Origin of the sequence: Pseudaeromonas aegiceratis (assembly GCF_046254905.1) — a bacterium.
GTDB classification, from domain to species: domain Bacteria; phylum Pseudomonadota; class Gammaproteobacteria; order Enterobacterales; family Aeromonadaceae; genus Pseudaeromonas; species Pseudaeromonas aegiceratis.
On record NZ_CP158016.1, the window covers coordinates 1,109,311 to 1,122,348 of the forward strand.

Here is a 13,038-nt window from a genome sequence, read left to right on the forward strand (position 1 = left end):
GACTATGAGCTTACGCATTGAACACGTCATCTTGCATCATCTTCGTCTTGGCCAGGATGGTGCCTTGACCGCCGATACTCGGGGGGAGGAGCTTCACCTGCGTGAGCAGGTGGTCCACCTGGTGGAACAACTTCATCAAACCTATCAGCAAAAGAGCAATAAATCCTATGCGGTGTTTGCGCAAGCTGAGGGTGAAGGGACAGATGACTTCAAGACATTGCTAACATCATTTATCGGGAAAGAGACGGGCTTTATTTCGTTTTCTGTGTCGGCGACTCAGTTATTGCTCGAGAAATTGGCTAAATATGATATTCCTGAAGAGGGTGTGGTCGTTTTTTGCAAATATAATGCCATTGGGGTCGATTATATTATGCTTGGCCTGCTAGGTCGGGAGTTAAGTATTACGCTTACCCCTTCGTTGGATATTGAAGAGGTGAATCATTTCGATGTCAGCAAGATGCAGCTCATGGCGCGTATCGACCTGACGGAATATCAACTCTCACCCAGTTCAAATCGGTATTTATCCTTTATCAAAGGGCGAGCTGGTAGAAAAGTCGCAGACTTTTTTATGGAGTTTCTCGGGGCAGAGGAAGGCCTGGATCAAGCCATGCAAAACCGCCTGCTGGTCAAGGCACTCAATGCATTCTGCCAAGAAGAGTCGCTCGCAACCGAGGATCGTCTGGAGTCAAAGGAGCGGGTGCAGTCCTACTGCAAGGAGCAGTTGCAAGCCGGTGAAGACATTGAGGTCAAGGCCGTCGCCGCTTGCCTGCCAGACGAGAAATCGGACGATTTTTATGCATTCGTCGAGTCACAATACGGCCTTGCCGACAGCTTCCCACCCTCTAGGGCCGCGCTGAAGGGGTTGACCAAGTACGTTGGTTCTGGTGGGGGGGTCAATCTGAGTTTCGATGCCAAGTTGCTGGGAGAGCGCATCCACTATGATCCCAAGACAGACACGCTGACGCTGCAGGGGATCCCGCCCAATCTGCGTGATCAGTTGCAACAGGTTGTAGAGTAAATTATCCCTGCCAGCCGTCTTTCTAGACGGCTTTTTTGTCCCCACAGATTTATCTGGCATGAAATTGTTTTCAATCTGTGGTTAATTGTTTTTTTGGCCAGTCTATCCCGAGTTACGTTACGAGAGCGTTATCTAGCGATAAGTCGATGATTCATGAAAATGATTTCATGGCCGATTGCTCATTTCTTGCCTGCTTATCTTTGCAAAAATGCGAGATCCGTCATAGGAGCCCCAAGGGGGTTGCTCTAATATGCACTCCGCACACAGGCTTATTACGGCGTGTTCAGCGTGGGACTAACAACTAATCTGTAAGGAATGGCTAATGAAAAAGAAGATTCTTGCTTCATTTATCGGTCTGGCTACCCTGGGTATGGCTTGCTCCGCTACCGCGGCGATCGAAGAAGGTCAGCTGACCATCTGGATCAACGGTGACAAGGGCTACAACGGTCTGGCCGAAGTAGGTAAAAAGTTCGAAGCCGCAACCGGCGTCAAGGTAACTGTAGCTCACCCTGACCAAGTTGAAGTCAAGTTCCAACAAACGGCCGCCACTGGTAACGGTCCGGACATCTTCATGTGGGCACACGACCGTTTCGGTGAGTGGGCCAAGGCCGGTCTGATCGTACCTGTGACCCCGTCTGGTGCCGAGAAGGCCAAGTTTGAAGACCTGGGTTGGGATGCCATGGCCGTTGATGGCAAGTACTACGGTTACCCCATCGCCATCGAAGCCGTCAGCCTGATTTACAACAAGAAGCTGATCTCCGAGCCGCCCAAGACGTTCGAAGAAGTTGCCGCGCTGGATGACAAGATGAAGGGCGAAGGCAAGCGCGCCATCATGTGGGCTTACACCACACCCTATTTCAGCTACCCGCTGGTGGCTGCCAACGGTGGTTACGCCTTCAAGAAAACCCCGACCGGCTATGACGTGAAGGACACTGGTGTTAACAACGCTGGTGCCAAGATGGGTGTTCAATTCATCGCCGACATGATCAAGAACGGCCACATGGAAAAGGGTGTTGACTACGGTGTTATGGATGCTGCCTTCAACAAGGGCAACGTGGCCATGATCATCAACGGGCCCTGGTCTTGGTCCAACATGGAAAAGAGTGGCATCGATTACGGTGTAGCTCCGCTGCCCACTCTGAACGGCAAGCCGGCTAAGGCTTTCGTGGGTGTACTGGGCGCCACTATCAACGCTGCCAGCCCCAACAAGGATCTGGCCATCGAGTTCCTCGAGAACTACCTGCTGACCGATGATGGTTTGAAGGCTGTTAACGATGACAAGGCCCTGGGTGCGGTTGCGCTGAAGACCTTCCAAGCCAAGCTGGACAAGGATCCTCGCATCCAAGCCACCATGGCCAACGCGCGCAACGGCGAGCCCATGCCGAGTGTTCCGGAAATGGTACGTTTCTGGTCTTCTTTCGAGACCGCACTGAAGAACGTCACCACCAACCGTCAGACTGTTGACGAAGCTCTGGATACCGCTGCTCGTCGTATCGTTCAATAAATGATAGGGAGGCCCTTACGGGGGCCTCCCACCTTTTTTTTTTGGCGTTTTGTAAGGTTTTTGGCATGGAACAAATCCAGTCTACAAGTTCAAGCTCTGACCGGAAATCCAGCGCTTCTTGGATTAAATGGTTGGTTGCTGCGCTCATCGCGCTCTTAAATGGCTATGCCATCATCATGATGTATGCCGGCGGGGAGATCGCTTTTGCCCTGTTGGACCTGATCGTGGTGTCGGTTGGTCTCTACGTATTCATGAGCAAACGGATGTACGCTCACAGATACATCTTCCCTGGTGTGGCGGGTATGGTGGTGTTCATCATCTTCCCCCTGGCTTACACCATCAGCATTGCCTTCACCAATTACTCAGGGGCTAACCTGTTGTCGTTGGAGAATGCCCGTGCCTACCACCTGAAGAAGACCTATAAGGTCCAAGGTGGTGAATATGACTTCACTCTGCTGGAGCGTGACGATAAGCGCTTCCAGCTGATGCTCGTTCAGGATGACCTGCACTTTATCAGCGGGCCTGTGCAACTGTGGACCAACAATGAGCTCAAAGCCGGTGGTCGTCAGGTTGCACCGACCAATCAGATCAGCATGGTCCCCATGGATGCCGAGCCTGTGGCCAAACCCGCGTCCATCCGCAGCATCGTCGATCGCAAGGTTTATCTCAGCAGCCTTTCTCTGGTGTTGCCCGATGGCAGTCAGTTGACCATGACTGGCCTGCGCAAATTCGCCGCTCAGAAGCCGATGTTCAAGCCGGTGGCTGGTTTTACCCTCAAGTCAGGCGAGTTTATGGACAAGCCGGACATGCTGCTGAACAACCAGACCGGTCAGATCATGATGCCCAATCAAGAAACGGGCTATTACCAGTACATCAACGACCAAGGGGATTTTGTAGGTGAAGGCCTGGCACCTGGTTTCGTGGTCAATGTGGGCTGGAAAAACTTCATGCGCATCCTGACCGACCCGGGTATCCAGGGGCCTTTCATCCAGATCTTTATCTGGACGGTGATCTTTGCCGCCTGCTCCGTGGCGTTCACCCTGGCCATCGGCATGGTGCTGGCCTGTCTGGCACAATGGGAGTCGCTGGCTGGCCGTGGTTTCTATCGGGTGATGTTGATCCTGCCTTACGCGGTACCGGCCTTCATCTCCATTCTGGTGTTCAAGGGTTTGTTCAACCAGAACTTCGGTGAAATCAACATGTTCTTGTCTATGCTGGGCTTTGATAAGCCGGAGTGGTACACCTCGCCCTTCCTGGCCAAGACCATGATTTTGATCGTCAACACCTGGCTGGGCTACCCGTACATGATGATCCTGTGCCTGGGGCTGCTCAAGGCCATCCCGGAGGATCTGTACGAAGCCTCCGCCATGGACGGCGCCGGTCCGGTACAGAACTTCTTCAAGATCACCGTGCCCTTGCTGATGAAGCCGCTGACTCCGCTGCTCATCGCTTCATTCGCGTTCAACTTCAACAACTTCGTGCTTATCCAACTGTTGACCAACGGTTCGCCTGACATCATTGGCGCCACCACGCCGGCCGGGACCACCGACTTGCTGGTGAGTTACACCTACCGTATCGCCTTCCAGGGCTCGGGTGGTCAGGACTACGGTCTGGCCGGCGCAATCGCCACCGCCATCTTCCTGATTGTTGGTGCATTGGCACTGCTCAACATGAAGCTGTCCAAGGCTGAGAAAGATTAAGGAATGAAGTAATGGCTATCGTTCAACCGAAATCAATCAAATATCGCCAGCTGGCGACCCATCTGGTGATGTGGGCCTTCATCGCCGTTATCGCCTTCCCGCTGGTGATGGTTATCGCCATCTCCTTCCGGTCAGGTAACTTTGCGGTGGGGGACATCATCCCCACCAACCCCACACTGGATCACTGGAAGCTGGCTCTGGGGATGTCCATCCAAGGTGCGGATGGCTCCATCACCCCGCCACCGTTCCCGGTACTGCGCTGGTTGTGGAACTCCATCAAGGTGGCCGGCATCTCTGCTGCCTTGATCGTGGTGCTCTCCACGACCTGTGCTTACGCCTTTGCCCGTCTGCGTTTCCGTGGCAAGGAAGTGATCCTCAAGGGCATGTTGATTTTCCAGATGTTCCCGGCCGTACTGGCACTGGTGGCCATCTATGCCCTGTTTGACAAGATTGGTGATTACATCCCCTGGCTGGGCCTCAATACCCATGGTGGTTTGATCCTGGCATACATGGGGGGGATCGCCCTGCACGTTTGGACCATCAAGGGTTACTTTGAAACCATAGATCCTTCGCTGGAAGAAGCAGCCTCCATCGACGGCGCCACTCCGTGGCAGGCTTTCCGCCTGATACTGTTGCCCCTGTCAGTACCCATTCTGGCGGTGGTCTTCATTCTGGCGTTCATTGCCGCCATCACCGAGGTGCCCATGGCCTCTATCCTGCTGTCCGACGTCGATAACCTGACGTTGGCGGTAGGGGCCCAGCAGTATCTCTACCCGCAGAACTATCTGTGGGGTGACTTTGCTGCCGCCGCCGTCATGTCCGGTTTGCCCATCACCATAGTGTTCCTGCTGGCACAGCGCTGGCTGGTTGGCGGTCTGACCGCTGGTGGTGTGAAAGGTTAATGGTCGGGGGCCACAGGCCCCCCACTTAGGTATTTTTGAATTCTTGATTTCCTGCGGAGTAACACATGGCTGATGTAATTCTGAAAAACGTTCGTAAAAATTACGATCCCGCTGTCCTGAAGGACACCCTGCGTAACATCGAACTGAACATCAAGGAAGGCGAGTTCATCGTCTTCGTTGGTCCGTCCGGCTGTGGTAAGTCCACGCTGCTGCGGATGATCGCTGGTCTGGAAGACATCACCAGCGGTGAGTTGAACATCGGCGGCAAGTACATGAATGACGTACCGCCGGTGGATCGCAACGTCGGTATGGTGTTCCAATCCTATGCGCTCTATCCGCACATGAACGTCTACGAGAACATGGCGTTTGGCCTGAAGCTCAAGAAGATGGACAAGGAGTCCATCCACAAGCGTGTGAGCCGTGCCGCCGAGATCCTGGGTCTGGTGCCGTTGCTCGAGCGCAAGCCCAAGGCCCTGTCTGGCGGTCAGCGTCAACGTGTGGCTATCGGTCGCTCCATCGTGCAACAACCGTCCGTATTCCTGTTCGACGAGCCCTTGTCCAACCTGGATGCCGCGCTGCGGGTCAAGATGCGTATCGAGATCGCCAAGCTGCACAAGGAACTCAACTCCACCATCATCTACGTGACCCACGACCAGATCGAAGCCATGACCCTGGCCGACAAGATTGTGGTGCTGAGCCCCCTGAAGGAGGCCGCCGAGACCAACCTGGAGCAATACGGCTCTCCGCTGGATCTGTACCACAACCCGTCCAACAAGTTTGTGGCTGGCTTCATCGGCTCCCCCAAGATGAACTTCCTGGACGGTATCCTGGTCGAAATTGGCCTGGATAAGTGCAAGATCAAGCTCAGCAGTGGCGACATTGTGACCGCTTGTGTTGACGCTCGTCGTGGCAAGGTGGGTGACAAGGTTGAACTGGGTATCCGTCCCGAGCACTTGGTACCGGTGGATCATCCGGATGCCGTCGGTCGTCTGTCCGGGCAGGTTCAGGTCGCCGAACACCTGGGTGCCGAATCTTTCGTCTATATGGAAGTGGATGGCAAGGACTTCACCGTCAAGGCGGCCAGTGAGATCCCGGTGGATACCGGCGATACCCTGGAAGTGGGCGTGCCGGCCCAGGCTTGCTACCTGTTCGACAGCGCTGAGCAGGCTTTCCCCCGCACGGCCAAGTACAATCGCACCTAAATAAGGTGACAGCGCAAAAACGCCGCATCCTGCGGCGTTTTTTTTGGCCAGTCCGCCAGGTCAGCTTGTGATAGAATCGCTTCACCACAAGCAAAGTCCAATTTTTATCGGGTTTTTCAATGAGTCGCTGGCCTAATCTCAAGCAGTTGCATTACCTGGTGGCCCTGGCGGAGTGCGAGAACTTTAATCGTGCCGCCAAGGCCTGTTTTGTCAGTCAATCCACCTTGAGCACAGGTATTCAGAATCTGGAGGAGTTGCTGGGGGCGCAGCTGATTGAGCGGGACAACAAGTCGTTCATCATGACGCCCATCGGCGTAGAGGTGGTGCAGCGCGCCAAGCAGCTGCTCTCCGAGACCAAGGATCTGCTGGAGATGACCGCCAGTCGCGGCGGGAGTCTGAGTGGCCCCTTGCGGTTAGGCTGTATCCCCACTATAGCGCCGTTCCTCCTGTCGCCCCTGGTGACCCGCTGCGCCGAGACCTACCCGCAATTGGACTTGCTGTTGCGGGAGGACACCTCTGACAATTTGCTGAAGTTGCTGGAGGCCGGTGAGTTGGATCTGCTGCTGCTGGCCTTGCCCTATGACTTGGGCGGCTTTCATAGCCGGGTGGTGGGGCAGGATCCGTTTCGCCTGGTGTTGCACGACAGTCTGCTGACGTCCTACCAAGCCAATCCTGCCCGTTACGCCGGCCTGCCGGATCACAGCCTGTTTCTGCTGGAACGGGAACACTGTCTGACGGAACATGCCTTGAGTGCCTGCCAGTTGGCGGATCAGGCCAAGATCAATCCCTTTGCCGCAACTAGCCTGTACACCCTGGTGCAGATGGTTTCACATCAGCAAGGGGCCACCTTCTTACCGGAAATGGCGTTGCGCGCGGGGATCTTGGAGCGGACCGATCTGGTGGCGGTGCCACCGCAAGGGCAGATGCCGCATCGGGATATCGGCCTGGTCTGGCGACCAAGCTCGTGCCGAGTCGAGGCGTTTGCGGGGTTAGGTCATCTGGTAAGCGATTGTCTTGAATAAAAAAAATCCCGACGCTAGGTCGGGAATACAAGAAATGGCTATATAACTAACAGCTTGTTACAGCTAAGACTAACTAAGGGCTTGCAGCAAGCGGCGACCCCGTGTGGCAAAACGACAGGGTCACCCAACAAGACTGACGGGAATTTAAGGGAAAAACGTGACTTGTGCAACGTTTTTCTGAAAGCGAGCTACGGCATCTGCAGCAGGCTGCCCAGCGCCCGTCCGTTTTATGTAATTTTATGACTATCTGGGCGGTGCCTGCCGCGGTAGGCACCCCATCCCAATAATCCCAAGCCCAGCAGTGCCAAGGCGCCGCCCCCTGAGCTGCTGCTGTCTGTTGGCGTGTCAGTCACATAGCCGTTGATCCAGGGAAGATAGCTGCCGACCGAGGTGTAGGCTGCAGGCTCGCCGCTGAGCGCACAGATGCTGGTGCCATAGCTGGTGATGCCATACAGCGTGTCGGCATAGGTCAAGGGGCCCCCACTGTCGCCATAGCAGGTGTCCTCGCCGGCATTGCCGCCGGCAAGAAAGTGATCGGCTTCGGTCTGACTATTGAAGCCCACATAGGGCAGATCCACCTGTTGCAAGGTGTCTGAGGTGGTTACGCTGGTGGCGGTGGTGACGCCCCAGCCGTAGGCGCGCAGCAAGGTACCTGTGGCCAGGCTTTCGGCGGCATTGGCGTCAGCCAGGGGGATGGGGCTGAGGTCCACGGCGCTGGTGAGGTGCAGCAGGGCAATGTCGCCGGTGAAGTCGCCACTCGCTTCGCCTTGCCAGGCCGGGTGAATTATCACACGGTCAACGGCGTGGTATTGGCTGGCGGTGGAGAGGGTGGTTTCTCCTATGATCAGGCGCAGCAGATTGGTGTCGTTGGTGCTGTCGTCTAGACAGTGTGCCGCCGTGACCACCCATTGCGGCGCAATCAGGCTGCCGCCGCAAAATTGGTAATACAGGTTGCCGGATTTGAGTGTCAGGGCCGTTACCCAGCTGGGCGCCGTGCTGACCGGCGAGCCGCCTATGATGGTGGGCACCAGTGACTGGGTTTGGGCGGCTATGGCCATGGGCAGAAGTGGTAGCAGCAACAGCAACTTGTGTTTCATGGGCGGGTTTCCTTGGTCGAACATGGGGTGATTATAGGTGCTGGCCCCGTGATAAACTTGATCCCCCCTCGGTGGCTCAATAGACTAGTGCCCGTTTTGCTATGAGTATCACCCATGCAAGTATCTGATTTTCATTTTGAGCTGCCGGATGAGCTGATTGCCCGCTATCCGATGGCCGAGCGCACCGGCAGCCGTCTGCTGGTGCTGGACGGTCCCAGTGGCCAGCTGACCCATACCCGCTTCCCCGCCATCCTGGATCTGGTACAACCCGGCGATCTGTTGGTGTTCAACAACACCCGGGTGATCCCGGCACGCCTGCACGGCCAGAAGGTCAGTGGCGGCAAGGTGGAGGTGCTGGTGGAGCGGATGCTGGACAAGCACCGTATCCTGGCCCATGTGCGCGCCTCCAAGGCACCTAAACCGGGCACTGTGCTGCAGTTTGACCAGGGCGTCACCGCCGTCATGCTGGCGCGTCATGATGCTCTGTTTGAGCTGGCGTTTGACGGCGAGGACGAGGTGTTGGCCATCCTGGATCGCATCGGCCACATGCCGTTGCCGCCGTATATCGACCGACCCGACGAGCAGGCGGACAAGGAGCGCTACCAGACCGTCTACAATGCCAAGCCTGGGGCCGTCGCGGCGCCCACCGCCGGGCTGCACTTTGATGAACCCCTGTTGGCGGCCCTCAAGGACAAGGGGGTGGAGCTGGCCTTCGTCACCCTGCACGTGGGGGCGGGTACCTTCCAGCCGGTGCGGGTGACCGATGTGCTGGAGCACAAGATGCACAGCGAATATGCAGAGGTGCCCCCGCAGGTGGTGGAGCAGATTGCCGCGACCCGCGCCCGGGGGGGCCGGGTGATTGCCGTGGGCACCACCTCGGTGCGCTCATTGGAGAGCGCCGCCCAGGCCAGCCTGGCTCAGGGCAAGTCACTGCAACCCTTCTTCGGCGACACGGATATCTTCATCTACCCAGGCTATCGGTTTGCCCTGGTGGATGCCATGGTCACCAATTTTCACCTGCCCGAGTCCACCCTCATCATGCTGGTGTCGGCCTTCGCCGGCTATGAGCAGGTGATGGCGGCCTATCAGGCGGCGGTGGCCGAGCGCTATCGGTTCTTTAGTTATGGCGATGCCATGTTTGTCACCCGTCGCGATATGGCGGTGGGGTGAGTTTTGTAGTGTCAGACTGTTTCTCTGACCTAAGAGGTAAGCATGAAATTTGAGTTGAAGAAGACCCAGGGCCGCGCTCGGCGCGGCGAGCTGGTATTTGAGCGTGGTACCGTCCAGACCCCGGCCTTCATGCCGGTGGGCACCTACGGCACCGTCAAGGGCATGACCCCTGAAGAGGTCAAGGCCACCGGTGCCGAGATCCTGCTGGGCAACACCTTCCATCTGTGGCTGCGGCCGGGGCAGGAGGTGATGAAGAAGCATGGTGACTTGCATGGTTTCATGAACTGGCATGGTCCCATCCTCACCGACTCCGGTGGTTTCCAGGTGTTCAGCCTGGGGGATATCCGCAAGATCACCGAGGAGGGGGTGCACTTTCGCAACCCGGTGAACGGTGAGCGCATCTTCCTGTCGCCGGAGGCCTCCATGGAAATCCAGTACGATCTGGGTTCCGACGTGGTGATGATCTTCGACGAGTGCACCCCCTATCCTGCCACCTGGGAGGTGGCGAAAAAATCCATGGAGATGTCCCTGCGCTGGGCCAAACGCTCCCGGGAGCGTTTCGATGGTCTGGGCAATGCCAATGCGCTGTTTGGCATCATCCAGGGGGGCGTGTATGAGGATCTGCGGGATATCTCCCTGACCGGTCTACTCTCCATCGGCTTTGATGGCTACGCCGTCGGCGGCTTGGCGGTGGGGGAACCCAAGGAGGACATGCATCGCATCCTGGAGCACGTCTGCCCGCAGATCCCGGCGGACAAACCCCGTTACCTGATGGGGGTGGGCAAGCCCGAAGATCTGGTGGAAGGGGTGCGTCGCGGCATCGACATGTTCGATTGCGTGATGCCGACCCGCAATGCGCGCAACGGCCACTTGTTTACCACAGACGGTGTGGTCAAAATCCGCAATGCCAAGCACAGGGATGACACTGGGCCGCTCGATCCCCACTGTGACTGCTACACCTGTCAGCACTACAGTCGAGCCTATCTGCACCACCTGGATCGCTGCAACGAGATCCTGGGGGCACGTCTCAACACCATCCATAACTTGCGTTATTACCAGCGCCTGATGCAGGGTTTGCGGGACGCAATTGATGCGGGTACATTAGGCGACTTTGTGGCTGAATTTTATCAGCGTCAGGGCAAGCCGGTTCCCGAACTGGCTGACTGAAATCAGAACAATCACAACTTGCCACTAACGAGGAAACAGTAATGGGTATTATCTCTAACGCTTATGCCGCTCCCGGTGCCGCCCCTGCCGCCGGTGGTGGTCTGGAAATGATCATCATGCTGGCCGTGTTCGGCCTGATCTTCTACTTCATGATCTACCGTCCCCAGGCCAAGCGTGTCAAAGACCACAAGAGCCTGATGTCCTCCCTGAACAAGGGTGATGAAGTGCTGACCAACGGTGGCCTGGTTGGCAAGATCGTCAAGGTCAGCAGCGACAGCGATTACCTGGTACTGGCGCTCAATGGCCAGACCAACATCACCATCAAGAAAGACTTCGTCAGCGCCATCCTGCCCAAGGGCACCATCGAGTCCATGTAATCGCCCAAGGAGGCTGCCGTGTTAAATCGGTATCCGCTGTGGAAGTATCTGCTGGTGTGCCTGGTGCTCGCCGTCGGTTTCTTCTATGCAGCGCCCAATCTATATGGGGAAGACCCGGCACTGCAGGTGTCCGGCTCCCGTGGTCATGACGTGGCGCTGGCAACCCTGGACCAGGTCAAGAGCAGCCTGGATCAGGCTGGCATCAAGATGAAGTCCGCGGCCCTGGACAAGGGCCAGGTGCTGGTACGCTTCAACCAGGCCGATGATCAGCTGCGTGCCAAAGACGTGGTGACCCAGGCCTTGGGGGAACAGTACATAGTGGCGCTGAACCTGGCGCCGGCCACCCCCGAGTGGCTCACCCGCCTGGGGGCCGGTCCCATGAAGCTGGGTCTGGACCTGCGGGGCGGCGTGCACTTCCTGATGGAAGTGGACATGACCGAGGCCCTCAGCAAGTCCATGGACCAGACGGTGCAGGACTTCCGCACCCAACTGCGTGAAGATAAGGTGCGCTATGCCGGTGTCCGCCGGGATGGCGACAAGGTGCTGGTGGCCTTCCGGGACGCCGATGCCCAGCAAAAGGGGCTGGCCCTGCTGCGCAAGCAGCACAGCGACCTGCAGTTTGACCAGTATGATGACCAGGGCCAATTCTGGCTCAAGGCCAACATGAGTGAGGCCAAGCTCAAGGAAATTCGCGAGTACGCCCTGGAGCAGAACATCACCATCATCCGCAACCGGGTGAACGAGCTGGGGGTGGCTGAGCCCTTGGTGCAGCGTCAGGGTACTGACCGCATCGTGGTGGAGTTGCCCGGTATCCAGGATACCGCCCGGGCCAAGGAAATCCTCGGGGCCACCGCCACCCTGGAATTCCGTCTGGTGGATGAGACCGCCGATCTGGCCAGCGCCCTGCAGGGCCGGGTGCCGGCCAACTCTCAGCTGTACCAGGATCGCAATGGTCGTCCCGTGGTGCTGCAGAAGCGGGTCATCCTGACCGGTAACCACATCATCGGTGCCCAGTCCGGGGTGGACGAGTACAGCCGTCCCCAGGTCAACATCAAGCTGGATGGTCAAGGGGGCAACAAGATGTCCACCTTTACCAAGGACAGCGTGGGCAAGTCCATGGCCACCGTCTTCATCGAGTACAAGCCGGTGGGCGAGCCGGGGGCCGATGGCAAGCGCAAGTTCCGCAAGCAGGAAGAAGTGATCAACGTGGCGACCATACAGTCGCGCCTGGGCAGCAACTTCCGCATCACCGGCATCGACAACCCGCAAGAGGCCCATAACCTGGCGCTGTTGCTGCGGGCCGGCGCCCTGATCGCGCCCATCCAGATCGTGGAAGAGCGCACCATAGGCCCCAGCCTGGGTCAGCAGAACATCAACAACGGCATGCAGGCCATGATGTTTGGTCTGGCTGTGGTGATGATCTTCATGGTCATCTACTACCGTATGTTCGGCCTGGTGGCCAACCTGGCGCTGGTGCTGAACGTGGTGCTGATGGTGGGTGTCATGTCCATGATCCCCGGCGCCACCATGACCTTGCCCGGTATCGCCGGTATCGTGCTGACGGTGGGGATGGCGGTGGATGCCAACGTGCTGATCTACGAGCGGATCCGTGAGGAACTGCGCAACGGTCGACCGGTCCAGCAGGCCATCCACCTGGGGTATGAGCGGGCCTTTGCCACCATTGCCGACTCCAACATCACCACCCTGATCACCGCCTTCATCCTGTTCGCGGTGGGTACCGGACCTGTGCGTGGGTTTGCGCTGGTGCTGATGATCGGCATCCTCTGCTCCATGTTTACCGCCATCACAGGCACCCGTGCCGTGGTGAATCTGGCGTGGGGCGGCAAGCGTCTCACCAAGCTGTCCATCTAGGGGTAGG

At 57.4% G+C, this 13,038-nt stretch carries 11 protein-coding genes; 10 read left to right on the forward strand and 1 reads right to left on the reverse strand.

The genetic code is table 11. The features are described from left to right. The first annotated feature begins 4 nt into the window (after nt 1-4). The 6 genes from yejK (at nt 5) to ABHF91_RS05320 (ending at nt 7,348) form a co-directional block, all read left to right on the forward strand. On the forward strand, nt 5-1,018 hold the full coding sequence (gene yejK / locus ABHF91_RS05295; RefSeq protein ID WP_409422426.1) for a nucleoid-associated protein YejK: 1,014 nt from the start codon (nt 5-7) through the stop codon (nt 1,016-1,018). A gap of 322 nt (nt 1,019-1,340) precedes the next feature. Next, a complete protein-coding gene (gene malE, locus ABHF91_RS05300) occupies nt 1,341-2,522 on the forward strand; it encodes a maltose/maltodextrin ABC transporter substrate-binding protein MalE (RefSeq protein ID WP_409422427.1) in 1,182 nt (393 codons plus the stop codon). Between the two features lie 65 nt (nt 2,523-2,587). After that, nucleotides 2,588-4,222, forward strand: a complete 1,635-nt coding sequence (malF, locus tag ABHF91_RS05305) for a maltose ABC transporter permease MalF (protein WP_409422428.1) — start codon at nt 2,588-2,590, stop codon at nt 4,220-4,222. An 11-nt stretch (nt 4,223-4,233) separates the two neighbouring features. Continuing rightward, nucleotides 4,234-5,124, forward strand: coding sequence for a maltose ABC transporter permease MalG (gene malG, locus ABHF91_RS05310; protein ID WP_409422429.1), 891 nt, complete (start codon nt 4,234-4,236; stop codon nt 5,122-5,124). A 65-nt stretch (nt 5,125-5,189) separates the two neighbouring features. Continuing rightward, nucleotides 5,190-6,326 carry an ABC transporter ATP-binding protein gene (locus ABHF91_RS05315; RefSeq protein ID WP_409422430.1) on the forward strand — a complete coding sequence of 379 codons (1,137 nt, stop codon included), beginning with the start codon at nt 5,190-5,192 and terminating at the stop codon, nt 6,324-6,326. Between the two features lie 119 nt (nt 6,327-6,445). Then, a complete protein-coding gene (locus ABHF91_RS05320; RefSeq protein WP_409422431.1) occupies nt 6,446-7,348 on the forward strand; it encodes a LysR substrate-binding domain-containing protein in 903 nt (300 codons plus the stop codon). 227 nt (nt 7,349-7,575) lie between these two features. Here the strand turns inward: ABHF91_RS05320 and ABHF91_RS05325 are convergent, their stop codons facing one another. Continuing rightward, nucleotides 7,576-8,445 carry a S1 family peptidase gene (locus ABHF91_RS05325; protein ID WP_409422432.1) on the reverse strand — a complete coding sequence of 290 codons (870 nt, stop codon included), beginning with the start codon at nt 8,443-8,445 and terminating at the stop codon, nt 7,576-7,578. Nucleotides 8,446-8,559: 114 nt separating this feature from the next. Between ABHF91_RS05325 and queA the strand changes: the two genes are divergently transcribed. Genes queA through secD form a run of 4 tightly spaced genes read left to right on the forward strand, consistent with a single transcriptional unit; the run spans nt 8,560 to nt 13,031 of the window. Continuing rightward, nucleotides 8,560-9,615, forward strand: a complete 1,056-nt coding sequence (gene queA / locus ABHF91_RS05330; RefSeq protein WP_409422433.1) for a tRNA preQ1(34) S-adenosylmethionine ribosyltransferase-isomerase QueA — start codon at nt 8,560-8,562, stop codon at nt 9,613-9,615. A 42-nt stretch (nt 9,616-9,657) separates the two neighbouring features. Beyond that, entirely contained in the window at nt 9,658-10,782 is a 1,125-nt protein-coding gene (gene tgt, locus ABHF91_RS05335) for a tRNA guanosine(34) transglycosylase Tgt (protein ID WP_409422434.1), read from the forward strand. A gap of 41 nt (nt 10,783-10,823) precedes the next feature. Then, complete coding sequence (gene yajC / locus ABHF91_RS05340) at nt 10,824-11,159, forward strand: preprotein translocase subunit YajC (protein ID WP_409422435.1); 336 nt, start codon at nt 10,824-10,826, stop codon at nt 11,157-11,159. An 18-nt stretch (nt 11,160-11,177) separates the two neighbouring features. Continuing rightward, nucleotides 11,178-13,031, forward strand: coding sequence for a protein translocase subunit SecD (secD, locus tag ABHF91_RS05345; protein ID WP_409422436.1), 1,854 nt, complete (start codon nt 11,178-11,180; stop codon nt 13,029-13,031). The last annotated feature ends 7 nt before the right edge of the window (nt 13,032-13,038 follow it).

Bases quoted from the DNA above. Each gene is read 5' to 3' on its own strand.
- ABHF91_RS05325 (WP_409422432.1), bottom strand. From the start codon at position 8,445: ATGAAACACAAGTTGCTGTTGCTGCTACCACTTCTGCCCATGGCCATA.
- yajC (WP_409422435.1), top strand. From the start codon at position 10,824: ATGGGTATTATCTCTAACGCTTATGCCGCTCCCGGTGCCGCCCCTGCC.
- ABHF91_RS05320 (WP_409422431.1), top strand. From the start codon at position 6,446: ATGAGTCGCTGGCCTAATCTCAAGCAGTTGCATTACCTGGTGGCCCTG.
- malG (WP_409422429.1), top strand. From the start codon at position 4,234: ATGGCTATCGTTCAACCGAAATCAATCAAATATCGCCAGCTGGCGACC.
- malE (WP_409422427.1), top strand. From the start codon at position 1,341: ATGAAAAAGAAGATTCTTGCTTCATTTATCGGTCTGGCTACCCTGGGT.
- malF (WP_409422428.1), top strand. From the start codon at position 2,588: ATGGAACAAATCCAGTCTACAAGTTCAAGCTCTGACCGGAAATCCAGC.
- ABHF91_RS05315 (WP_409422430.1), top strand. From the start codon at position 5,190: ATGGCTGATGTAATTCTGAAAAACGTTCGTAAAAATTACGATCCCGCT.
- yejK (WP_409422426.1), top strand. From the start codon at position 5: ATGAGCTTACGCATTGAACACGTCATCTTGCATCATCTTCGTCTTGGC.
- queA (WP_409422433.1), top strand. From the start codon at position 8,560: ATGCAAGTATCTGATTTTCATTTTGAGCTGCCGGATGAGCTGATTGCC.
- tgt (WP_409422434.1), top strand. From the start codon at position 9,658: ATGAAATTTGAGTTGAAGAAGACCCAGGGCCGCGCTCGGCGCGGCGAG.